This window comes from Neisseria sp. P0001.S005, from assembly GCF_051963715.1.
Genome location: NZ_JBQCTZ010000042.1, coordinates 1 through 22774, shown reverse-complemented (window position 1 = coordinate 22774; position 22774 = coordinate 1). Strand labels below are relative to the sequence as shown.

The window sequence follows — 22774 nt, the reverse complement described above, 5'->3', positions numbered from 1 at the left end:
CGGATTTTGTTTATCAAACCAATGCCCCTGCCTTCTTGGCGCAAATATACGATAACGCCACGCCCTTCTTTCTGAACGGCTTGCATTGCCGCTTGAAGCTGAGGGCCACAATCACATTTCACCGAAAATAAAGCATCGCCGGTCAAGCACTCGGAATGGATACGTGACAACACAGGCAGGCCGTCTGAAACATCGCCCATTGTCAATGCAACATGTTCCTGACCGCCCTCTTCTTCAAAGCCGTGCATGGTAAATTCGCCCCATTCCGTAGGTAAACGGCATGACGCAACAAACTTCAAGGCGTTACTCATTTTCCGCTTCCTCGTTTTCAGCCACGCCCAAGAGGTTTTTCAAAGGTTCCTCCAAGGCTAATGCAAGGGCAATCCAAGACACCAATACTTCATCAGGCGCACCGTCTTTGACATCAAACTCGGCATGCACTACACCCAAAACCGCACCGCTGGGCATACAGACAGGAACAGAAATCTGACTCAAACCGGAATGATTGCGTTCGTTCGACAATTCACCAATTTCCTGCCAATACGTCACATTCTGACAAACATTCATCCAACCGCTTTGCGCCGTACGCACAGCCAAAAAAGCCTGTCCGGCCTGATCGTCGATTGGAATCACATTTTCCAACGGCACGCCCCAACGGCTCAGTCGAACCAGCGACAACGCACCATCTTTCGGAAACGCTGTATAAACTGCTGCGCTTTTCAAATGCTCGGTGCGCTCGGCAACCGAATCCAAAGCCATAAAAATCTGTTTCAGCAACAATTCATGTTCGGCATCAACATAATCCGCCAACTGCCAACCGTCTTCAGACGGCCACAAAATCGAACGCTCAACAGAAGCATTGCCCATTTTAATCACGGCCTGGGCAGTCAAATAAGCAACATGTATCTCATCCGCAGGCAACTTCAAACCTTGCGTCTGCAAAAAATCTTTAATCAATAAAGCAGGCATCTGCCCTTCCTCACCAATAGTAAAGTTGAGGCCGTCTGAAAACAAACCCTGCTTTCAGACGGCCGGAATAAACCATTATATAAGGGATAAACCGAAAAATTCAAGCAAACAAGACTTTGCGCCCCCATTAATCTTGTGTATAATCCACGGTTCAAATTAGTGCGGACGTGGCGAAATTGGTAGACGCACCAGATTTAGGTTCTGGCGCCGAGAGGTGTGAGAGTTCGAGTCTCTCCGTCCGCACCACACTCAAAATGAGCAGCTTTCGGGCTGCTTTTTTTACATCTATTCCACTATATACCCTATTCAAAATCAAAACTGCTTTTAATTTTTTGACCTTTGCAAAAAAGGGGTTTATTTGTGGGTATAACAGACGTTTCCATTTTATCTTTCAGACGGCCTATCATTTATGTTGAATCCATCACAAAAACTTGTCGAATTGGTCCGTATCCTTGAAGAACGTGCCTATATTTTTCCGGGAGATCCTGTGCAGGCGACGGAAGCGTTGCGACATATTGACGGCGGCAATGAGGAAAAACTGATACGCCGCGCTCAAATTATTGACCGCGACAAGCATTTGAAATATGTGTTGCAACAGGTGGAGACAGGCTCGTTTTGGCTTTGGATTGTTGCGGCGACGTTGTTGTTTACGGTCGGTTTTTCCAGCACTTATCTTTTGATGGACAATCAGGGGCTGAACTTTTTTCTGGTATTGGCCGGGATTCTGGGCATGAATACGGTCATGCTGCTGGTGTGGCTGGCGACTTTATTCCTGCGTTTGAAAAATGTGCACTTTATCAGCAGTCCGGCAACTTGGTTCCGAGGTAAAGACCCGGTCAATCAGGCTATTTTGCGGCTTTATATGGACGAATGGCGCAAACCGCAAACGCGTTGGCTGATTGGCGCAACCTCACACAGTCTGTGGCTTTGTACGCTGTCGGGGATGTTGGTTTCTGTTTTGCTGCTGCTTTTGGTACGTCAATATACGTTCAACTGGGAAAGTACGCTGTTAAGCAATACGGCATTGGTGAAAACGGTTGAGGCTTTGTCATGGCTGCCGGAACGTTTGGGCTTTCCTGTTCCTGACAGTCAGGCTGTGATTGCAGGCCGTCTGAACAATCATATCGAAGATGCACGCGCTTGGGCGGGTTTACTCATCGGCAGCATTGTCTGCTATGGCATTCTGCCGCGCTTGATTGCTTGGCTGGCTTGCAAGATTACTTTAAAAACTCTGCGCGAACGTTTGAATTTGAATCAGCCCTACTATCAAAACATTCTCCGTACATGGCAAACAAAAATTGTCGATGCCGATGATTTTCAGGAAAACATCGTTCCCGTTTCATCTAAAGTTACGCTGAATAATGCGCCCAAATGGGCAGTTACACTCGAAACGGAATGGCCTGATCTGCTTTGGTTTTCCGGCGTTTTGGCGCAAGAATGGATAGACAAAGGCGTAGTCGCCGGCAGAAAAGATTTAGAACAATTGGAAGCTGAATTGAAACAAACTCCGGCGCAACTTCTCATCGGCGTACGCACGCAAACGGTTCCCGATCGCGGCATTTTGCGTCAAATCAGCCGCTTGGCCGAAGCCACGGATGGCGGCGTTATCATTCAACTTTTGAATCAAGACAGTTTCTCTGAAGATTTGGATACCAAACTGGATTATTGGCGCGATGCGCTGGCAGAAAGAAACATTGCCTGGCTGGAGCCGACCCGTTTGGCACAAGAAAAACGGCAAAGCGTTATTTGACAGATAAACCGAAGGCCGTCTGAAACCTGATGTTTGGGTTTCAGACGGCCTTATTTATTGTTGAGGATTCATCTTAATGAGGTTCGTGGCGATGCTCTTGATGATGTTTGGGCTTCGGTGCGTGGTGTTTGGCTTTAGGTGCAGGTTTTTTCATTTTGTGCGGTTTGGCTTTTTCGTGCATACGCTCTTGTTTCGGATGCATGTCGTGCTTGCCATGCGCAGAAGCGACTGGTGCCAAGACCAAACCGGCAGCGGCAACCATCAAAGAGGTCATTTGAATCAGTTTTTTCATATTTATCTTCTTTCAAGAGGTTGATTTGAGGTAAAAATAAGCACTTATTCGCACTCAAGCGATGGACAAATATTAATGGCTTTGACTGTCAGCTGCTGTCAGCATTCGGCGAAATCTGTTCAAAATTCAGCAATAGAAGTATGGCAACGCGATGATGTAGCAAGGTTTTGAAAGTTTACTGCCAATTTTGACAAAGTGTCTTTACACATTCCCCAAACGACAAAAAGCGCGAACCTTTCGATTCGCGCTTTTTTCAGACGGCATCAATTATTTTTTGTCGTCTTTTACTTCTTCAAAGTCGGCATCTACAACGTCGTCGTCTTTCTTAGCAGAAGACTCGGCTTGTGCTCCCTCGCCTGCTTGTGCTTCGGCTTGCGCTTGAGCGTAAACCATTTCGCCCAGTTTTTGGCTGGCTGTACCCAAAGCTTCGGCTTTAGCATCGATAGCGGCTTTATCGTCGCCTTTAACGGCTTCTTCAGCTTCTTTCAACGCAGCTTCGATTTTTTCTTTCTCGGCAGCGTCGAGTTTGTCGCCGTAGTCGGCCAAAGATTTTTTCACGGAGTGAATCAGGGCTTCGGCTTGGTTGCGTGAAGCGACCAATTCAGTCAGTTTTTTATCTTCTTCAGCGTTGGCTTCGGCATCTTTCACCATGCGTTCGATTTCTTCTTCGCTCAAACCGGAAGAACCTTGGATGGTGATGTTGGCAGCTTTGCCGGTGCCTTTGTCTTTGGCAGAAACGTGCAGGATACCGTTGGCGTCAATGTCGAAGGTTACTTCGATTTGAGGCATACCGCGTGGTGCAGGTGCAATGTCGGTCAAGTTGAACTGACCCAAAGACTTGTTGGCAGAAGCGCGTTCGCGTTCGCCTTGCAACACATGGATGGTTACAGCGCTTTGGTTGTCTTCGGCAGTAGAGAACACTTGAGACGCTTTAGTCGGAATAGTAGTGTTCTTTTGAATCAGCTTGGTCATCACGCCGCCCATGGTTTCGATACCCAAGGACAGAGGGGTTACGTCCAGCAGCAATACGTCGCTGCGGCCGCCGCTCAATACTTCGCCTTGAATCGCTGCGCCTACGGCAACGGCTTCGTCAGGGTTCACGTCTTTACGAGGCTCTTTGCCGAAGAAGTCTCGAACGGCTTCTTGTACTTTCGGCATACGGCTTTGACCGCCGACCAAAATTACGTCGTCGATGTCGCTGGTGCTCAAGCCGGCATCTTTCAATGCGATTTTGCAAGGCTCGATAGAACGTTGGATCAAATCTTCAACCAGGCTTTCGAATTTGGCACGGGTAATTTTCATGGCCAAGTGTTTCGGACCGGTTGCGTCCATAGTAATGTACGGCAGGTTGATTTCGGTTTGCTGACCGCTGGACAATTCGATTTTGGCTTTCTCGGCAGCTTCTTTCAGGCGTTGCAGAGCCATGACGTCTTGTTTCAAATCAATGCCTTGTTCTTTTTTGAACTCGTCAATGATGTAGTCGATCAAGCGTTGGTCGAAGTCTTCGCCGCCCAAGAAGGTGTCGCCGTTGGTTGCCAATACTTCGAATTGTTTGTCGCCGTCGATGTTGGCAATTTCGATGATGGAAATATCGAAAGTACCGCCACCCAAGTCATACACGGCAATTTTACGGTCTTTGCTGTCACCTTTGTCCATACCGAATGCCAAAGCGGCTGCGGTCGGTTCGTTGATGATGCGTTTTACTTCCAAACCTGCGATGCGGCCTGCGTCTTTAGTTGCTTGACGTTGGCTGTCGTTGAAGTAGGCAGGAACGGTAATCACGGCTTCAGTGACTTTTTCGCCTAAGTAAGCTTCGGCAGCTTCTTTCATTTTACGCAAAACTTCTGCGGAAATTTGAGGAGGAGACAGCTCTTTGCCTTGTGCTTTCACCCATGCGTCGCCGTTGTTGGCTTTGATGATTTCAAAAGGCATGGATTCGATGTCGCGTTGTACTTCTTTGTCTTCAAATTTGTGGCCGATCAAACGTTTGGCCGCGTAAATAGTGTTTTTAGCGTTGGTTACCGCTTGGCGTTTTGCAGGTGCGCCGACGAGGATTTCGCCGCCGTCCAAATAAGCGATAACGGAAGGAGTGGTGCGTGCGCCTTCTGCGTTTTCGATTACTTTGGTTTGACCGTTTTCAGAAATGGCCAAACAAGAGTTGGTTGTACCTAAGTCAATACCGATTACTTTTGCCATATTATGTTGCTCCTAAATAAACTTTTCTTAATTAATAATCCTGTGGAACATTTCGTTCCGATGGCTTGTAAATAAGGTTGCTTCATTTTTTTTCAAGGCCTATTTTGAATTTTTTTTAAGATTAAATTCAAGTGCTTGATTTATTTATCCACAAGCCGTTTATTCTTTTTTCAGACGGCCCGGTTTTCATTTTCCGATTCCGGTTTATCGGAATGATTTTCCAATAGCGGAACATCGGGTTTTGAAACCGGATAAGGCCGTCTGAAGATTTTATGCTTGATAAACTTTATCAAGCGATGCCTTCAATCTTCTTTTTTCGCCACAACAACCATTGCAGGACGCAGCACGCGGTCGGCCAATGTATAGCCTTTTTTCATTACGCTGACGATGGTATTCGGCTCTTGCTCGCTGACGACTGCCTGCATGGCTTGATGTTGGTGCGGATCGAGTTTGTCGCCCGGCTGTGGGTTGATTTCTTTAATATGTGTGGCATCAAATGCTTTTTGCAGCTCGTTCAAAGTCATTTGCACGCCCATTTTCAGCGCATCGAAATTGCCACTTTGGTCCAGCAGCGCCATTTCGAGATAATCTTTAACCGGCAACATTTCTGCTGCAAATTTTTGTCCGGCGAATTTATGGGTATCGGCGATTTCCTGCTGATGGCGGCGGCGCAGGTTTTGCTCGTTTGCCAAACCGCGCAGCTCGCTGTCTTTGAGCTGGCCTTCCAACTCGGCGACACGCGCCTGAAGTTCTTCGTAAGTCGGTTCGGCTTGTTCGGTTTCAACGGTTTCGGCAGTTTCTACGGCTGCCGCTTCTTCTGCTTCGTGTTGATGTTGTTCGTTATGCTCCGTCATTTCTGACATCCTTTTAGCGTGTTGATATTCGATGTTTCATATATAAGGCCGTCTGAAAAAACTTCAAGCATTTGAACGTCGATTATCAAATGCCTTGTTAAAAGACGTTGGAAAACGGTAAGATAACCATCTGATTGTATTCTTCAGACGGCCTCAAACATGAAAAAAGACCATTTGAATTCAACTGATTTTAATCTGTGGCACACCATCCGCGAAGAAACCGAAGCCACCGCCGCGGCCGAACCGATGCTGGCGAGCTTCCTGCATCAAACCGTGTTGCGCCACGATTCGCTCGATTCGGTACTTGCCTACCATCTTTCCAGCAAGCTCGGCAGCCCGATTATGGACGTGCGTGCGCTGTTTGAAATTTATCAGCAGGCTTTAAGTGCGGACACCCGCATCAGCAAATGTGTCGAGGCCGACTTGAAAGCCATTTACGAGCGCGACCCGGCTTGTGATGAATATTCGCTACCGCTGTTGTATTTCAAAGGTTTCCACGCCGTACAGGCGCACCGCATCAACCACTGGCTTTATCAAAACGGCCGCAAAACGCTGGCGTATTTCCTGCAAAACCGCATGTCGGAAGTGTTCGGCGTCGATATCCACCCGGCTGCGCGTTTCGGTCATGGTTTGATGCTCGACCATGCCACCGGTTTTGTCGCCGGCGAAACCGCCGTCTTGGGCAACAATATTTCCATCCTCCACGGCGTAACGCTGGGCGGCTCGGGCAAAGAAAGCGGCGACCGCCATCCGAAAATCAGTGATGGCGTGATGATTGGTGCGAACGCTTCGATTTTGGGCAACATCCGCATCGGCAAAAATGCCAAAATCGGCGCAGGCAGCGTGGTGGTTGCCGACGTACCGTCTTCGATTACCGTCGTCGGCGTACCGGCCAAACCGGTCGGCCGCTCTTCCAAAACCCCATCTGCCGATATGGATCAAAGCATTCAATTATCATCTACGGATTTTGTGATTTAAACCGTCTGTCATTAAAAAGGCCATCTGAAAAAACAAATCTTTCAGACGGCCTTTTTATGTTTTGAATCTTGGCGTCAACCGCGTTTGCGCAAGGCTTCCAAATGCGTTTTAACCTGCTTGACTTTCTCTTCGGTAAACAGCTTGGCAATGTTTTTCCAAATGCTGTGATAACCGTAAGGCCCATGTTGCATTTCGGCTTTTGCCTCTTCCACCGGCCAGCCTTGATAAATGATGCGGTACATTCCGGCAATCAAACCGGTACGGTCCGCGCCGTGATAACAATGGATAAGCACTGCGCCGTTTTGCTGTTGTTTTTCAATCAGGTATAGGATTTCCGCAATCTCTTTCGGCTTAATGCTCCATGACAGCAACGGACGGTTTAGCAAGGTCAATCCATACGCCTTCAAATGATCGTCATCGTTGCGGTCGAAAAAGCGCAGGTTGATCACGCTTTGAATGCCTAGCTTGACGATGGCTTCGCCATCTTCGGCAACGGGCTGCTCGCTGCGGTAAAGCTTGTCGTCGATGCGATAAAGGTTGGCATCGTGTTTAATGGGTGTTGCCCAGCGTTCGGACTGAAAAGCTTGGCCGCCGTTATCCGGCGGCGCAGATAAACAGGCAACGGGCAAGCCGGAAGTGAGAAGGCACAATAAAAGACGGCGCATAAAATTCCTGTATGAAAATCAATGAGAAAACAAATATCGAAAGATTTTATCAAAACCCGTCCGGATATTCTATCCGCGCAAACCGCGTTACAATAAAGCCTCTTTTTTCAGACGGCCTTTCATCATGACCTGCCTTGCTTGGAACACCACACCTTCCCTTGCTACCCTTTACCGCGCCATCGAACAACATACCGCGCCGCTTTATTTGATTGTCTGTCTGCCTGAAAACCATATTCCCGATTTTCCGCTGCCAAATCATCCCTCCGAGCTTGAAGGCCGTCTGAACAACCGTCTCGCTCAAGCCATGAAATGCCTTCAGTTCAACAGCGTCAATGTTTTGGAAAACCTCTTGCCTGATGTGCATCTCTGGCTGGTTCCGCCACACCGCGCCGACCGCTTACACGAACATTTCCATCATATCGAATGGCAAACCGAAGCCATGCCCCAATCCGTCCCAACTCCCCTAAAACCTTGGTTCAGACGGCCTGAACATCAAGCCGCGCCCGAACACGTCCTGATTATCGGCGCAGGCATTGCCGGTGCAGCGACCGCACGCAAACTGGCTGAGCACGGCGTACGCGTTACGATTTTGGAGGCAGGCAAAGCGGCGCAGGCAGGCAGCGGCAACCGCCAAGGCTTGCTCTACGCCAAAATCTCGCCACACGATACCGAACAAACCGAGCTGCTGCTGACAGGCTACGGCTACACGCGCCGATTGTTGGAAGACTTGCTGCCTGATTCCGACGTATGGGGCGGCGACGGCGTATTGCATTTGAATTTTGACGACAGCGAACGCAAACGCAATCAGGCCTTGGGTTTGCAACACCAGCATAAACACCTCTACCGCAGCGTATCTGCCGAAGAGGCTGCGCACATTGCAGGCATAGACGTATTTTCAGACGGCCTTTACTGGCCGCAAGGCGTATGGCTGAATCCGCCCGCCGTCGTGCATACCTTATTGAATCATCCGCTGATTGAGTTGCACGAACACTCGCCGCTGACCGCCGTATCGCATGACGGCACACAATGGACGGCACACACGCCGGATGCGCATTTCAATGCCAGCCATATCGTTTACTGTATGGGCGCGCATAGCCCGACTGCCGCCGACACCAACGTCTCCGCCCTGCCTTTCCGCCAAATCCGTGGACAAACTGGCGTTGTGTCCGCCAGCCCGTTTTCACAAAAGCTGCGTTGCGCCATTTCCGGAGAAAGCTACATCAGTCCGAGCTGGCAAGGCCGCCACTGCTACGGCGCGACATTTGTCCTCAACAGCAACGATGAAACTTGGTATCCAAACGAAGAAACCGAAAACCGCTCCGCCCTGCAACAGCTCAATCCGCCATTGGCACAATCCCTATTTGAGCAAGATTCGTTTTCAGACGGCCTTCAAGACACACAAGGCCATGCCGCCCTGCGTTGCGACAGCCTCGACCACTTGCCCATTGTCGGCGCACTCGGCGACATCGCCGCCATGCAGTCCGCCTACGCCAAGCTGGCATTGGACAAAAACTACCGCCTCGACAAAATCCCCTGCCCTTACCTGCCCAATGCCTACATCAATACGGCACACGGCACACGCGGACTGGCGACAGCCCCCATCTGCGCCGCCGCCATTGCGGCCGAAATACTCGGTTTGCCGCATCCACTATCGCAAAGGCTGAGAACCGCGCTACACCCCAACCGCGCCATCATCCGCGCGATTGTTCGGCAGCAGCCGTTGTTATCCGTTTAAAGATTTCGCTGTAAATAAAAAAGGCCGTCTGAAAGTCATCAAAACTTTCAGACGGCCTTTAGCTATCCGTTAACTGCTTAGAATTTCCATTCCAGCGATACAGCGTAATTGCGGCCTGGGGCGCGGTAGCGGTCTAAGCCTTTGCCATCGCGGTCAACCCCGTTGGTGGTGCTGTAGCTGTACAGGCCGCGCAGGGAGTCCCAAGTGGTGTATTTGCGGTTGAACATATTGTACACACCGGCACGCAAAGTCAGGTTTTTAGCCGGTTTGTAGAAGCCGTACATATCAAACACATAAGCCGATTTGTTCAGCCATGGATAATCTACTACTTTTTCTTGCAAAGGCGTACCCCAACCGGTGTTTTCAAACACGGTGTACTGCGCATCTTTAGCTTTTTTCGCACCCAAATAAGTCAGGCGGGAGAACACACCCCATTTTTCGCTCGGGCTTTCGTAATCGACACCGGCAATCACTTTCAGAGGCTGAGTGGACAGCAGGCTGTTGTCGCCCGACAGTTTGCTCTTCGCGTAGCCGACAGAACCAAACAATTTCCAGCCTTCAGGTACAAAAGAAACCACTTGACCTAAATTCAGACGGCCTGTCAGCTCAAGACCACGGATTCGGGCCTTGTCGATGTTTTGCATCTGCCATTCCAGTTTTTCGGAATAAGGATTGCTACAAATACCATAGTAGTAATTCATCTGAGTACAGCCGACATCGCCACTGGTGGTCAGCTTCTGCTCTTCAGACAAGAAGTTGCGGTAATTGCTTTGATACAGGTTGGCATCCAAAGTACCTTTTTCGCTGCGGCCTTGCAGAGAAAGGGTATGGGTGGTGCTGCGCTCGGCTTTCAGGTTCGGATTAGGCAACCAGGTACCTGAGCCGTGGTTGTAAGTGAAATACACTTCAGACGCATTCGGCACGCGGAAACCGGAAGTTACATCGTAACCCAAACGCCATGTCTGACTCAGCTGTGCAGCCAAGCCGACAAAACCGCTCCAGCCTTTATAAGTGTTGGCTGCAGGTGGTGTTTTGTCACAAGCATGACATTCGGCATTCAGTTGCTGCGGCGTCATTTTGGTGTAGTCGTAACGGATACCTGCGCGGCTGCTAAACACGTCGTTCCATTGGATTTGATCAGACAGCGAGAAACCGTAGTTGTTGGTTTTCACTGGATGCTGAATCGTGCTGGACGTGCGTAAAATACGGCCGCTGAAGTAGTAGTCGTCGCGGTTTAAGTTTTCAAACTCACGCTGGCTGGCGAAAGTTTTAAACGACAAGCGATGTTGGCCGCCCATTTGCAACGGTTGGCTGTCCATACGCAATGTAATGCGTTTGAAGGTTGTATCCATGCTGCGGTTGTAGATTTCGTCCAAATCCTTCTGATTATAGTTGCGCGTCCAGGTAGAATAATCCATCGGGAACGAGCCTTTGTTGTTAACCGCCGCTACTTTGGTTTTCTGATAATCGAAGTCCGCTTTCAACAACGACAACCAATTCGAATCGGGCGTCCACTCGTAAAACAGGTTGGCATTGCGCCGTCTGTTTACGTCATCGGCTTCGCGCCAAGAAGAAGCGGTCAGGTTATAAGACTCTTCGATCGTGTAATTGTGGCCCTGCTGACCGTTGAGAGATGCGCCGATACGATGATTGTCGTTGATTTGGTAAGCAATCTTACCCAAGAAACTGTGGTATTTATGTTTGGACGGGTCAGGAATACCGCGCGCAGAACCACGAATATTCGCTCCGCTGCCGGCGCCCTCTACCGGATAACCACGCTCGCCTGCGCTTTCAGTCTCATGGCCGCGACGTTGCGAATACAGCAAAGCGGCATCCACGCGGTCGTTGTTCAAACCGAACCCAAGTGTATTTGTCCATTCGCGGTTACGGCTGCTGTAACCGTTTTTCATCATCACGCCGAACTGACGCTCAGGCAACAGCAAATCATGACCTTGCAGGGTTTGGTAATTCACGCCGCCACCCAATGCACCGCTACCGGTATTGAAAGAGTCTGCGCCCTTCACGATTTCGATGTTGCGCACGAGTTCGGGGTCGATAGACAGACGCGAGCTGTTGAAGTTGCCATAACGGGCATACAGCGAGTTTTCTTCGGAATCAGGCAGGTTTACGCCGTCAATGCTGACGCCGACACGGTTGCCTTCCACGCCGCGTACGGCAAAGCCTTTTTGATGGCGGCCACTGTCGCTCAAGCCAACGTCGGTGGAATAACGTACCAAGTCTTTGTTGTCACGTACCATTTCTTGTTGGATACGGCCAAGGTTGACACGTTCCACGGCTGCAGGCGCATTGCGCTGGCCTTTAACGCGGACTTCTTTTATTTCTGCTTTAACGGGTGTGGTTTCGGTTGCAGCTTCATCCGCTGCCAAGACTGGATTGCCGAAAATACTGCCGACCAGCGCAGCAATGGGGAGCATTTGTAATGGTTTCATATTATCAACTCAAGATGTAATGGATTGTTCATCCATCAGTTAATGCATAAAAAATTTCTGATAATCATTAATGATTAATAAGACAGCAACCCGTTCAAACAAAACTTTGTTGTGTAATTAAAGGCCTCTGCAAACATCTACGCCGAGACCTTGTCTGTTTGATTTAATTATTTTTTAGAGTCTGTGCGGCGTCATACCTTCAGGCGCTTCCGCACCTTCCGGCAAACCGAAGGTTTCACGCAGAATCACTTTATAGAATTCAAAAGCTTCGCGTGCGCCTTGAATGGCTTCCGCTTCAGCTTCCGGAGTCAAGTTCAAAGCATTCAGATGCTCGACAAAAGCGCGCCAGTGTTTGCCGCGGCCGTTCGGATGAGGAGCCAGGTGGCGTGCGCCAAATTCGCCGGTGTATTCGAGTTTTTGAGCGTGTTTGAACAAGAATGCCGCGCCCAAATTAGAACCTTCGGCGCAATACAGCCAGCCGATGGCTTTACTACCGGTTTCGTGTGGCAATTCTTTGTCAAATTTGTAAGGCTCTTCGCCCAAGTCTTTCAAGTCTTGAGTCACGGCATCGTAACGCGCCATGTATTCAAGCTCTGGAATGGCTTTATTCAATTCGGCATCTTTATAGATATGGTCAACAGCCTTGTGGAAAACAGATTGAAGTTTCAAGAATTTGATGTAGTTTTCTTTGCTGGAAAAAGGTTGAACGGACATAACCAAGTTATCAACGCTGTCGTGCGTTGTCGTGGTTTGCTCTTTCAAGCGTTTGGCGAAAGTCAGCTCTTGGGTTTCACTCATGATGTTTCCTTTGAATTAAGAGACTAATGGTTTCAGACGGCCTTTATGGTTAAAAATACCGTCTAATTTGAAAAGAATCGTTTTAAAAACAAAGAAGATAATTTTTAACCTGCTTCAGATTCGTTAACCGCGTACCTTCCACAGATCTACAAGGCTCATCGTGTTTTTAATGAATGAGAATATATCTTATTTTTATACTAATGACAATAAACCAAACTAAGCCCTATTAATAAAATTTAACAGCCCATAGCAATAACCTTCTAAACCCTTTTCAAACTTTTCAGACAACCCAAACCTTATTAAGCAGCTGCCATTCAATCAAATATCGACCTAAATTTGGGCTATCCTGCTGTTTTCCTTTATAATGCGACACTCTTTGCACCTTCTTTATCCCCTGCCGAACCATGAAACGGATTCCTGCCTACCATCGCTGGTGGCGCTACAAGTCTTATCTTCCTGATGCGACGCTGCCTGCACATACGGTGGAATGCCCTGATTGCGGCTGCCGTATGGATATTCCGCGCCTGCGTCAGGGACAGGAAGCGCATTGTCCGGTGTGCAACCATGAAATCGTGGAAGTGGAAAACAATCCGTATATCGCGCCGATTGCCTATGCGCTGACAACCTTGATTCTGATGGCGTTCGCGTACAATATGGTGTATATCCGCGTCGATTTATTCGGCGTGACATCGATTTTGTCGCTGCCGCAAATGATGCGGCTTTTGATTTCGCTGGATTATGGTTTTCTGGCGGAAGTGATGTTTATCCTCACCTTTGGTGCGCCTTTACTGTTTTTACTGCTCTGCCTTTATGTTTATACGGCCTTGATACGCGAAAAGGCCTACCCTGCGCTGCGCTTTGCAACGCGTGTATTGGTGAGGCTGCGTCATTGGATTATGGTGGATGTGTTTTTTATTTCCACTTTGGTAGCGTATATCAAGCTCTCGTCCGTTGCCACAGTGGAATTCGGCTCGGCGTTTTATCTGATGTTTCCGTTGTCGGTCATGCTGATTCGGACTTCGGTATCGATTCCGCAGCATTGGGTTTATTATAAGATTCACCGTTTAACCGGCGGCCATGCGGTTCAGACGGCCACTGAAGACAAAATCTGTTGCAGCCGCTGCCTGTATTTCCGCAATAAAGACGAGCAACCTTGCGGCGTATGCGGTGCAGACTTATACCGCCGCCGCCCGAAAAGTCTGAGCATTTCGCTGGCGTTTTTAATGGCAGCGTTTATCCTGTATTTCCCTGCCAACATCCTGCCGATTATGATTTCGTCCAACCCGACGGCTTTGGAGATCAACACGATTTTCAACGGCATTGTTTATATGTGGGACGACGGCGACCGGTTGATTGCCGTGATTATCTTTAGTGCCAGTATTATGCTGCCGGTTTTGAAGATTATTGCGATGGCGGTTTTGATTTATTCCGCATACTTCAAACCCGTGATGAGCGCGGACAAGATGTCGGTTTTGTATCGGATTACCGAATCCATCGGCCGCTGGTCGATGATTGATATTTTTGTGATTATTATTTTGATGAGTTCGTTCCACACCAATATGGCGCGCGTCGTGCCGGGTGGCGCGGCGATTTACTTCTGCCTGGTCGTTATTTTGACCATGCTTTCGGCCTATTATTTCGATCCCCGTCTGATTTGGGACAAGCAACAGCAGCTTTCAGACGGCCTTGATTCTGACCAGACCTTAACACAATGAAAAAACACGATTCTTCACCCAATTATCACGCCTCGGCGCGTGTCAAGAAAACCAATGTCTTCACATCTATCGTGTGGCTAATTCCGCTGATTGCGCTGATTGCCGGCGGCTGGCTTTTGGTTAAAGACATCCGCAACCGCGGCCCTGTCGTTACACTGTTGATGGACAGCGCGGAAGGCATCGAAGTCAACAACACCGTTATTAAAGTGTTGAATGTCGATGTCGGACGCGTTACCCGCATCAAATTACGCGACGACCAAAAAGGCGTGGAAGTTACTGCCCAACTCAGTGCCGACGCCAAAGACCTTATCCGCAGTGATACCCAATTTTGGGTGGTCAAACCGCGTATCGACCAAAGCGGCGTTACCGGCTTGGGAACCTTGCTTTCCGGCTCATATATTGCATTTACACCGGGCAAAAGCCAAGAAACCAAAGACGTATTTGTCGTCCAAGACATTCCGCCGATTGCCGCCATCGGTCAAAGCGGCCTGCGCCTGAATTTGATCGGTAAAAACGACCGCATCCTCAACGTCAGCAGCCCTGTTTTGTATGAAAACTTTATGGTCGGCCAAGTAGAAAGCGCACATTTCGACCCGTCCGACCAAAGCGTGCATTACACCATCTTCATCCAAAGCCCCAACGACAAACTGATTAATTCCTCCAGCCGTTTCTGGCTGGAAAGCGGCATTAATATCGAAACCACAGGCAGCGGTGTCAAACTCAACTCCGCCCCTCTAGCTGCCCTGCTGTCCGGCGCGATTTCCTTTGACTCGCCTAAAACAAGCGACAGCAAAAACGTCAAAAGCGAAGACAGCTTCACGCTTTATGACAGCCGCAGCGAAGTCGCCAACCTGCCTGACGACCGCTCGCTGTATTACACTGCGTTTTTCAAACAATCCGTACGCGGCCTGACTGCCGGTTCGCCTGTTGAATACAAAGGCCTGAATGTCGGCGTGGTTTCCGATGTCCCTTATTTCGACCGCAACGACAGCCTGCATTTGTTTGAAAACGGTTGGATTCCCGTACGCATCCGCATCGAGCCTTCCCGTTTGGAAATCAATGCCGACGAACAAAGCAAAGAACATTGGAAACAACAATTTCAGACGGCCTTAAATAAAGGCCTGACCGCCACCATCTCCAGCAACAACCTGCTGACCGGCAGCAAAATGATTGAGTTGAACGATCAGCCTTCCGCCTCGCCTAAGCTGCGACCGCATACCGTTTATGCAGGCGATACCGTTATCGCAACCCAAGGCGGCGGTTTAGACGATTTGCAGGCAAAAGTGGCCAACTTGTTAGACAAGTTCAATAACCTGCCATTGGATAAAACCGTTGCCGGCTTGAACGGTTCGCTTGCCGAGCTCAAGTCCACACTCAAATCTGCCAATGCCGCCCTAAGCTCCATCGATAAACTGGTCGGCAAACCGCAGACACAAAACATTCCGAACGAGTTGAACCAAACTCTGAAAGAGTTGCGTCAAACCCTGCAAGGCGTATCGCCTCAATCGCCTATCTACGGCGACGTACAAAATACACTGCAAAGTTTGGACAAAACCTTAAAAGATGTTCAACCCGTGATCAATACTTTAAAAGAAAAACCCAACGCGCTGATTTTCAACAGCAGCAGCAAAGACCCTATCCCGAAAGGAAGCCGATAATGCGCCTCTTCCCGATTGCCGCCGCCCTGACGCTTGCCGCCTGCGGCACTGCGCAAAGCACACAATATTTCGTCCTGCCCGACAGCCAGTACATCCGTCCGGCTGCACAAGGCAATGAAATCGCGGTCAAAGTCAACCTTGCCGAACCGCTTGCCAACGGCGGTCTCGTTTACCAAACCGATGCCTACCATGTGAATCTGGCGAAAAACCACCTTTGGGCAGCTCCGCTCGATGGCGCGTTGGCAGCAAACCTCAGCAACAAGCTCAACCGCCTCAATCCGCATCGCACCTTTGTGCCTGCTTCACGCAGCCAAAGCAGCCAAACCCTGAAAGTCTATATCGAAGCCTTCCAAGGCAGCTATCAGGGGCAAACCACCATCAGCGGTTATGCACAATGGCCGGACGGACGCAGCAAACCGTTTAACGCCGTCACGCCGCAGCAAGGCGACGGCTATACCGCCATGCTCGAATCGTTGGAAAACGGTTTGTCACAGGTTGCCGAAACGATTGCCTATTAAACCCAAAGGCCGTCTGAAAAAACTTTCAGACGGCCTTTTTTATGTTTCAAACATTCATCACAACGCGCGGTCAAAATACAGAGCCACGCCGGAACGCTCGCTCATCGCCAACAAATAATCCATCAATTTTTGCGGCCATTGAATACCGCGCACAACGGTCAAGTTACGCAAAATAGGGAACGTCAGGATATCTTCCAAACTGATTTCACCGCCCAAGCCCTCGCCTTCGCACACCAGCGCTTCCAGTTCTGCCAAGTCTTGATGCAGACGCTCCAGATATTGCGCCGTTTTGTTCAGATTAGTCTCGAAATTGCCGATACTTTTCTCTTTTTTGTCGATAAAGTATTTTTTCGCTTCATCGGTCTCAAATTCGGGCAAACCAATTTTGACCATGCGCGGCTGTACCAATTTGTTATTGTATTCGCCCACTTTGTCCAACCAAGCTTGAACCTCGGAACGAACTTCTTCTTTCAGACGGCCTTGATCGATGTAACGGACAATATCCAAACTCTCGCCCATAAACGAACCGTCTTCTTTTTGTAAAATCGGCACTTGTTTTGAGCCAATCATGCCAATCGGTGTAGCTTCGTCATCGTTCGCCAAGACAACTTCTTCCACCGCCACATCGCGCAAGCCGAAAATCATCCGCGCACGAACACAAAACGGGCAATGGTCGTAAATATACAGTTTCATCGAAATGCTCCTTAAAATTTCAAAACGGTTAACCATAACACCCAAGGCCGTCTGAAACAAGGTGTCCTGAAACATAGTGCCGCATTCGCATACAAATCTAGGGCTGTCGGCAATAAACTGTTACAATAGCAGCGTTTTTATCAGAAAGAAAAAAACGCACGCCATGACCACTATTCGCCAAACGCCCCAAACATCGAGCGTAACGCTGGAAGGCCTCATCGCATGGTTCGACGGCTATGTTGCCGCGCTGCCTGATCCCGATAAAAACCTGATTCAGACGGCCTTTGACCTGTCTAAAGAACATTATCCTGCCGATGCCCTAACGACTTACGGCGAGCCATTGATGGAACATTTTCTCGGCTCAATGCAAATCGTCAGCGAACTCGACTTATTGCCCGATGCCGTGGCAGCTACGATTTTGTCCGACATCGGCAAATACGTTCCCACTTGGCAAGAATTGGTTACCGAACGCTGCAACAGCACCGTTTGCGAGCTGGTCAAAGGTGTGGACGAAGTGCAGAAACTGACCCAATTCGCCCGCGTGGACAGCCTTGCCACGCCGGAAGAACGCGCCCAACAAGCCGAAACCATGCGCAAAATGCTGTTGGCGATGGTTACCGACATCCGCGTCGTCCTGATCAAACTGGCCATGCGTACGCGCACCCTCCAATTCTTAAGCAACGTTCCCGACAATCCTGAAAAGCGCGCCGTTGCCAAAGAAACCCTCGACATTTTTGCCCCGCTCGCCAACCGCTTGGGCGTGTGGCAACTCAAATGGCAGCTCGAAGATTTGGGCTTCCGTCATCAAGAACCGGAAAAATACCGCGAAATCGCCCTGCTTTTGGACGAAAAACGCACTGAGCGCCTCGAATACATCGAAAACTTCCTCAATATCCTGCGTACGGAACTGACAAAATACAATATTCATTTTGAAGTTGCCGGAAGACCGAAGCACATCTACTCCATTTACAAAAAAATGGTGAAGAAAAAGCTCACTTTCGACGGCTTGTTCGACATCCGCGCCGTACGGATTTTGGTGGACACCATTCCTGAATGTTACACCACGCTGGGCATTGTCCACAGCCTCTGGCAGCCGATTCCGGGCGAGTTTGACGACTATATCGCCAACCCGAAAGGCAACGGCTATAAAAGTTTGCACACCGTTATCGTCGGCCCGGAAGACAAAGGTGTGGAAGTCCAAATCCGCACCTTCGACATGCACCAATTCAACGAATTCGGTGTTGCCGCCCATTGGCGTTATAAAGAAGGTGGCAAGGGTGATTCCGCCTATGAACAGAAAATCGCTTGGTTGCGCCAACTCCTAGACTGGCGCGAAAACATGGCTGAAAGCGGCAAAGAAGACCTTGCCGCCGCCTTTAAAACCGAGCTGTTCAACGACACGATTTACGTTTTGACCCCGCACGGCAAAGTCCTCTCCCTGCCTACGGGAGCTACCCCCATCGACTTTGCCTATGCTCTGCACAGTAGCGTGGGCGACCGTTGTCGCGGTGCAAAAGTCGAAGGACAAATCGTGCCGCTGTCCACGCCTTTGGAAAACGGACAACGCGTTGAAATCATTACCGCCAAAGAGGGGAACCCTTCCGTCAACTGGCTCTACGAAGGCTGGGTCAAATCCAACCGCGCCATCAGTAAAATCCGTGCCTACATCCGCCAGCAAAATGCGGATACCGTGCGCGAAGAAGGCCGCACCCAGTTGGACAAACAGTTGTCAAAAATCTTCCCAAAACCTAATCTGCAAGCATTGGCGGAAAAACTCGGCTTCAAAAAAACCGACGAACTCTATACGGCCATCGGTCAGGGCGAAGTTTCTAACCGCGCCATCCACAAAGCCTGCGGCGCGCTGAATGAACCGCCTCCTGTACCGATTGATGAAACCAATATCGTCAAGCAGTCCAAAATCAAAAAAGGCGGCAAAAACGGCATTTTGATTGACGGCGAAGACGGCCTGATGACCACGCTTGCCAAATGCTGCAAACCCGCGCCGCCCGACGATATTGTGGGCTTTGTTACCCGCGACCGCGGTATTTCCGTCCACCGTAATACCTGCCCTTCTTTCCGCCACCTTGCCGAACAGGCTCCTGAAAAAGTGTTGAATGCAAGCTGGGCAGCCTTGCAAGAAGGACAAGTATTTGCCGTCGATGTTGAAATCCGCGCCCAAGACCGCTCCGGTTTGCTACGCGACGTTTCGGATGCGCTGGCGCGTCATAAACTCAACGTTACCGCGGTGCAAACCCAATCGCGCGATTTGGAAGCCAGTATGCGCTTTACCCTTGAAGTCCGCCAAGTCAACGACCTGCCGCGCGTATTAGCCAGCTTGGGCGACATCAAAGGCGTTTTAAGCGTAACGCGCTTATAATTCCCATTCCCCCATCTAAAGGCCGTCTGAAAGTATTGCTTTCAGACGGCCTTTCACACATCGGCTGCCAATATATAACCTACGCTTCTATCCTTACAATCAGCCGTTATTTCCTATCCGCCATATTCTCAGGCAAACTCGCCATCCGTATGATAAAGAAAGATATTTTTATTCTTATATTAACCTTAAGGAAACTTCATGGATACACGAGACCTGTTCCCTCATGAAATTTTGCAGGACGCCATCGGCAAGAGTTGCGCCAAATCTGAATTCAGCATCAAAATGTTGGTGATTTTGAGTTTCTTAGGCGGCGGTTATGTCGGCTTCGGCTATCTTGCCTGCCTGCGCGTCATCAGCGGCATTCCTGCCGAATGGAACGGTCTGGCTGCCCTGTTGGGCGCATCCGTGTTCCCTATCGCACTGATTTGTATCTTAATCGGCGGCGGCGAGTTGGCAACAGGCAATATGATGATTATGACTTTGGGCAGATTGACCGGCCGCGTCAGCACCCATAAACTGGTGCGTAACTGGCTGATTGTCAGCTTGGGCAATCTGGCAGGCGCCGTAGCCATGGCCTATTTCCTCGGCCACTACGTTGGCCTTGCCGAAGGGCCGGCCGCAGCGAAAACCATTGCCATTGCCGAAGCTAAAGTCAATATGGACTTCGGCCGCGCATTCGTTTCTGCCATCGCATGTAACTGGATGGTGTGTATGGGCATCTGGTTTTACTTCGGCGCACGCCATACTTCAGGACGAATCTTAGCCATGTGGTTCCCGGTTATGATCTTCGTATTAATCGGCTTTCAACACTTTGTTGCCAATATGTTCATCATTCCGGCCGGCATTTGGGCGGGCGCAAACGTCAGCTGGGGTCAATTTTTCTACAACATGATTCCCGTTTTCTTAGGCAACGTCCTGGGCGGATCATCCTTTGTAGCAGCCTCTTATCTCTTTGCTTACAAACACTTATTAAAAGACGATTTTTCTATTTGATGTAGTCTTTTTTCTAAAAACCCCGTATCTGCCCGACACAGATACGGGGTTTCTGCACAGGGCCGTCTGAAAGTCCAAGTCGTTTAATTACTTTTTCTCTTTAATCCCCAAAAAACATCAGGAAAGATAGTTTCACACACTTTCCTTCGTCATCATCAGTAAAAATTTATATATTTTTATGTTTTTAAATGACTTAGCCAAAAGGCGGCATCAATTTCGAATAAAGGCTGAGTTCTTCGCTTTGCAAAAGCGACTTTTTGCGGTATGCTGGTTTAAATTATTTACAATTTAATGCATTAAGATTTCGTATTTTATTGTATTTGAAAATAATTTATCCTGTCTCTCTCGCAAAAAACAGGATTTTTAAGCTGTATTTTTATTAGAAAAAAGTTTGGGTATGAATTGCTTGCAATTTCAAACCCGTTTTAAAAGTTAGATGAGGAATAAGTACATGAATCCCATGTATATCACTTTCGCGATCTATTTGGTCGCCGTATTACTGATCGGCCTCGCCGCCTATTTTTCAACACGAAACTTCGACGACTACATCCTCGGTGGCCGCAGCTTAGGTCCGTTCGTGACCGCGATGTCTGCCGGTGCTTCCGATATGTCAGGTTGGCTTTTGATGGGCTTGCCAGGTGCCATTTACCTGAGCGGTTTGAATGAAGCTTGGATTGCCATTGGTCTGATTGTGGGTGCATACCTCAACTGGCTGTTGGTTGCAGGCCGTCTGCGCGTACATACCGAATACGCCAACAATGCGCTGACGCTTCCTGATTACTTCTTCCACCGCTTCGGTGCCGGCGGTCACTTGATGAAAGTGGTTTCTGCACTGATTATCTTGTTCTTCTTCACTATTTACTGTGCTTCAGGCATCGTAGCCGGTGCTACCCTGTTCCAAAGCCTGTTCCACGGTATGTCTTACACTCAAGCCATGTGGCTGGGTGCCGGTGCAACCATCGCCTATACCTTCTTGGGCGGTTTCTTGGCAGTAAGCTGGACCGATACCCTGCAAGCTTCTTTGATGATTTTTGCATTGGTACTGACTCCTATCATGGTGTACTTGGGTTTGGGCGGTGCAGATCAAATGAATGCTGCCATCCAACAAGTTGCCGCTTCTACCGGTAAAGAATACGGCAGCTTGTTTGCCGGTACTACTTTCATCGGCATTATCTCTACCGCTGCTTGGGGCTTGGGCTATTTCGGCCAACCACACATTTTGGCCCGTTTCATGGCTGCTGAAAGCGCTAAATCTCTGGTTTCTGCACGCCGTATCGGTATGACTTGGATGATTCTGTGTATGGCTGGTGCTGTGGCTGTCGGCTACTTCGGTATCGCTTACTTCGGTGCCAATCCTGCCCACGTTGATGAAATGAATGGCAACCACGAACGTATCTTCATCGCTTTGGCCACCCTGCTTTTCAACCCTTGGATTGCCGGTATCATCTTGAGTGCGATTCTCGCCGCCGTAATGTCCACCCTGTCCTGCCAATTGTTGGTTTGCTCCAGCGCGATTACCGAAGACTTCTACAAAGGCTTCCTGCGTAAAAAAGCACAACAAGCCGAGTTGGTATGGATTGGCCGTCTGATGGTTTTGGCGATTGCCGTGATTTCCATCCTGATTGCTTCTGATCCTAACAGCAAAGTATTGGGCTTGGTAGCTTACGCATGGGCAGGTTTTGGTGCCGCATTCGGTCCGGTTGTTATCCTGTCTGTACTGTGGAAACGCATTACTGCCTACGGCGCACTCTCCGGCATGATTGCAGGTGCACTGACTGTAGTAGTTTGGGCCGAGTGGATCAAAAAACCTGCTTTGGCCGCACAAGAAACAGGTTTCGCTACTGTCTATGAAATCGTCCCCGGCTTTATCATTTGCACACTCGTGATTGTTTTGGTGTCCCTGATCGACAAAAAACCTTCACGCGAATTGCAAGAACGCTTTGAAAAAGCAGACGCAGAATACCGCGCCTCTAAATAAGACGTTTTCAGACGGCCTGCATGATTCCGTGCAGGCCGTCTTTACGAAATAAACTGTTTCAAAATAATCTGAGCCTTATCAGAAAAAACAGCAATTTATGCGGATGCATCTTGTATCCGCATCATAATTTTATTACGATATTACTATCCTTCAGA

At 49.2% G+C, this 22774-nt stretch carries 18 protein-coding genes and 1 tRNA gene; 10 read left to right on the top strand and 9 right to left on the bottom strand.

Features of this window, described 5'->3' with window-relative positions:
• A partial coding sequence (ribA, locus tag ACTHSP_RS07740) for a GTP cyclohydrolase II RibA (RefSeq protein WP_440345915.1) occupies nt 1–311 on the bottom strand: 311 nt, incomplete at its 3' end.
• Nucleotides 304–969, bottom strand: coding sequence for a hypothetical protein (locus ACTHSP_RS07735; RefSeq protein ID WP_288971505.1), 666 nt, complete (start codon nt 967–969; stop codon nt 304–306). The genes ACTHSP_RS07735 and ribA, both read right to left, overlap by 8 nt.
• Before the next feature lie 161 nt (nt 970–1130).
• Here ACTHSP_RS07735 and ACTHSP_RS07730 point away from each other — a divergent pair.
• Together ACTHSP_RS07730 and ACTHSP_RS07725 are read left to right on the top strand one after the other, a co-directional pair.
• A tRNA-Leu gene (locus ACTHSP_RS07730) sits at nt 1131–1215 on the top strand.
• A gap of 163 nt (nt 1216–1378) precedes the next feature.
• Nucleotides 1379–2719: a DUF2868 domain-containing protein gene (locus ACTHSP_RS07725; protein ID WP_315094535.1), complete on the top strand. Its 1341-nt coding sequence runs from the start codon at nt 1379–1381 to the stop codon at nt 2717–2719.
• A 73-nt stretch (nt 2720–2792) separates the two neighbouring features.
• On the opposite strand, the gene ACTHSP_RS07720 is transcribed toward ACTHSP_RS07725, so the two are convergent.
• From ACTHSP_RS07720 to grpE, 3 genes are all read right to left on the bottom strand, one after another.
• Entirely contained in the window at nt 2793–3011 is a 219-nt protein-coding gene (locus ACTHSP_RS07720; RefSeq protein ID WP_315094533.1) for a hypothetical protein, read from the bottom strand.
• 267 nt (nt 3012–3278) lie between these two features.
• Nucleotides 3279–5207 (bottom strand): molecular chaperone DnaK, encoded by a 1929-nt coding sequence (dnaK, locus tag ACTHSP_RS07715; protein WP_049348822.1) that lies wholly within the window; start codon nt 5205–5207, stop codon nt 3279–3281.
• 302 nt (nt 5208–5509) lie between these two features.
• Complete coding sequence (gene grpE / locus ACTHSP_RS07710; protein ID WP_003747507.1) at nt 5510–6070, bottom strand: nucleotide exchange factor GrpE; 561 nt, start codon at nt 6068–6070, stop codon at nt 5510–5512.
• Between the two features lie 150 nt (nt 6071–6220).
• Between grpE and cysE the strand changes: the two genes are divergently transcribed.
• Nucleotides 6221–7039 carry a serine O-acetyltransferase gene (gene cysE, locus ACTHSP_RS07705; RefSeq protein ID WP_440345914.1) on the top strand — a complete coding sequence of 273 codons (819 nt, stop codon included), beginning with the start codon at nt 6221–6223 and terminating at the stop codon, nt 7037–7039.
• Between the two features lie 74 nt (nt 7040–7113).
• Here the strand turns inward: cysE and ACTHSP_RS07700 are convergent, their stop codons facing one another.
• Nucleotides 7114–7704: a tyrosine-protein phosphatase gene (locus ACTHSP_RS07700; RefSeq protein WP_440345913.1), complete on the bottom strand. Its 591-nt coding sequence runs from the start codon at nt 7702–7704 to the stop codon at nt 7114–7116.
• A 124-nt stretch (nt 7705–7828) separates the two neighbouring features.
• Between ACTHSP_RS07700 and mnmC the strand changes: the two genes are divergently transcribed.
• Complete coding sequence (gene mnmC, locus ACTHSP_RS07695; RefSeq protein ID WP_440345912.1) at nt 7829–9439, top strand: FAD-dependent 5-carboxymethylaminomethyl-2-thiouridine(34) oxidoreductase MnmC; 1611 nt, start codon at nt 7829–7831, stop codon at nt 9437–9439.
• Between the two features lie 77 nt (nt 9440–9516).
• Here the strand turns inward: mnmC and ACTHSP_RS07690 are convergent, their stop codons facing one another.
• Both ACTHSP_RS07690 and ACTHSP_RS07685 read right to left on the bottom strand, forming a co-directional pair.
• The gene (locus ACTHSP_RS07690) at nt 9517–11889 is read right to left on the bottom strand and encodes a TonB-dependent hemoglobin/transferrin/lactoferrin family receptor (protein ID WP_440345911.1); all 2373 of its coding nucleotides are present in this window, start codon (nt 11887–11889) and stop codon (nt 9517–9519) included.
• A 174-nt stretch (nt 11890–12063) separates the two neighbouring features.
• The gene (locus ACTHSP_RS07685; protein ID WP_440345910.1) at nt 12064–12687 is read right to left on the bottom strand and encodes a biliverdin-producing heme oxygenase; all 624 of its coding nucleotides are present in this window, start codon (nt 12685–12687) and stop codon (nt 12064–12066) included.
• A 404-nt stretch (nt 12688–13091) separates the two neighbouring features.
• On the opposite strand from ACTHSP_RS07685, the gene ACTHSP_RS07680 reads away from it, so the two are divergent.
• Genes ACTHSP_RS07680 through ACTHSP_RS07670 form a run of 3 tightly spaced genes read left to right on the top strand, consistent with a single transcriptional unit; the run spans nt 13092 to nt 16578 of the window.
• The gene (locus tag ACTHSP_RS07680; protein ID WP_440345909.1) at nt 13092–14402 is read left to right on the top strand and encodes a PqiA/YebS family transporter subunit; all 1311 of its coding nucleotides are present in this window, start codon (nt 13092–13094) and stop codon (nt 14400–14402) included.
• Nucleotides 14399–16060 (top strand): intermembrane transport protein PqiB, encoded by a 1662-nt coding sequence (pqiB, locus tag ACTHSP_RS07675; protein WP_440345908.1) that lies wholly within the window; start codon nt 14399–14401, stop codon nt 16058–16060. The genes ACTHSP_RS07680 and pqiB overlap by 4 nt, the downstream gene beginning before the upstream one ends.
• Nucleotides 16060–16578, top strand: a complete 519-nt coding sequence (locus tag ACTHSP_RS07670) for a PqiC family protein (RefSeq protein ID WP_293195779.1) — start codon at nt 16060–16062, stop codon at nt 16576–16578. Before pqiB ends, ACTHSP_RS07670 begins: the two co-directional genes overlap by 1 nt.
• 57 nt (nt 16579–16635) lie before the next feature.
• Here the strand turns inward: ACTHSP_RS07670 and grxB are convergent, their stop codons facing one another.
• The gene (gene grxB, locus ACTHSP_RS07665) at nt 16636–17346 is read right to left on the bottom strand and encodes a glutaredoxin 2 (RefSeq protein ID WP_314511738.1); all 711 of its coding nucleotides are present in this window, start codon (nt 17344–17346) and stop codon (nt 16636–16638) included.
• A gap of 88 nt (nt 17347–17434) precedes the next feature.
• Between grxB and ACTHSP_RS07660 the strand changes: the two genes are divergently transcribed.
• The 3 genes from ACTHSP_RS07660 (at nt 17435) to putP (ending at nt 22619) form a co-directional block, all read left to right on the top strand.
• Nucleotides 17435–19648: a RelA/SpoT family protein gene (locus ACTHSP_RS07660; RefSeq protein WP_440345907.1), complete on the top strand. Its 2214-nt coding sequence runs from the start codon at nt 17435–17437 to the stop codon at nt 19646–19648.
• 198 nt (nt 19649–19846) lie between these two features.
• Nucleotides 19847–20641, top strand: a complete 795-nt coding sequence (locus ACTHSP_RS07655; protein WP_440345906.1) for a formate/nitrite transporter family protein — start codon at nt 19847–19849, stop codon at nt 20639–20641.
• Nucleotides 20642–21092: 451 nt separating this feature from the next.
• On the top strand, nt 21093–22619 hold the full coding sequence (gene putP / locus ACTHSP_RS07650; protein WP_440345905.1) for a sodium/proline symporter PutP: 1527 nt from the start codon (nt 21093–21095) through the stop codon (nt 22617–22619).
• Nucleotides 22620–22774: the final 155 nt, after the last annotated feature.

Bases quoted from the DNA above. Each gene is read 5' to 3' on its own strand.
- ACTHSP_RS07735 (WP_288971505.1), bottom strand. From the start codon at position 969: ATGCCTGCTTTATTGATTAAAGATTTTTTGCAGACGCAAGGTTTGAAG.
- ACTHSP_RS07725 (WP_315094535.1), top strand. From the start codon at position 1,379: ATGTTGAATCCATCACAAAAACTTGTCGAATTGGTCCGTATCCTTGAA.
- ACTHSP_RS07720 (WP_315094533.1), bottom strand. From the start codon at position 3,011: ATGAAAAAACTGATTCAAATGACCTCTTTGATGGTTGCCGCTGCCGGT.
- dnaK (WP_049348822.1), bottom strand. From the start codon at position 5,207: ATGGCAAAAGTAATCGGTATTGACTTAGGTACAACCAACTCTTGTTTG.
- grpE (WP_003747507.1), bottom strand. From the start codon at position 6,070: ATGTCAGAAATGACGGAGCATAACGAACAACATCAACACGAAGCAGAA.
- cysE (WP_440345914.1), top strand. From the start codon at position 6,221: ATGAAAAAAGACCATTTGAATTCAACTGATTTTAATCTGTGGCACACC.
- ACTHSP_RS07700 (WP_440345913.1), bottom strand. From the start codon at position 7,704: ATGCGCCGTCTTTTATTGTGCCTTCTCACTTCCGGCTTGCCCGTTGCC.
- mnmC (WP_440345912.1), top strand. From the start codon at position 7,829: ATGACCTGCCTTGCTTGGAACACCACACCTTCCCTTGCTACCCTTTAC.
- ACTHSP_RS07690 (WP_440345911.1), bottom strand. From the start codon at position 11,889: ATGAAACCATTACAAATGCTCCCCATTGCTGCGCTGGTCGGCAGTATT.
- ACTHSP_RS07685 (WP_440345910.1), bottom strand. From the start codon at position 12,687: ATGAGTGAAACCCAAGAGCTGACTTTCGCCAAACGCTTGAAAGAGCAA.
- ACTHSP_RS07680 (WP_440345909.1), top strand. From the start codon at position 13,092: ATGAAACGGATTCCTGCCTACCATCGCTGGTGGCGCTACAAGTCTTAT.
- pqiB (WP_440345908.1), top strand. From the start codon at position 14,399: ATGAAAAAACACGATTCTTCACCCAATTATCACGCCTCGGCGCGTGTC.
- ACTHSP_RS07670 (WP_293195779.1), top strand. From the start codon at position 16,060: ATGCGCCTCTTCCCGATTGCCGCCGCCCTGACGCTTGCCGCCTGCGGC.
- grxB (WP_314511738.1), bottom strand. From the start codon at position 17,346: ATGTTTCAGGACACCTTGTTTCAGACGGCCTTGGGTGTTATGGTTAAC.
- ACTHSP_RS07660 (WP_440345907.1), top strand. From the start codon at position 17,435: ATGACCACTATTCGCCAAACGCCCCAAACATCGAGCGTAACGCTGGAA.
- ACTHSP_RS07655 (WP_440345906.1), top strand. From the start codon at position 19,847: ATGGATACACGAGACCTGTTCCCTCATGAAATTTTGCAGGACGCCATC.
- putP (WP_440345905.1), top strand. From the start codon at position 21,093: ATGAATCCCATGTATATCACTTTCGCGATCTATTTGGTCGCCGTATTA.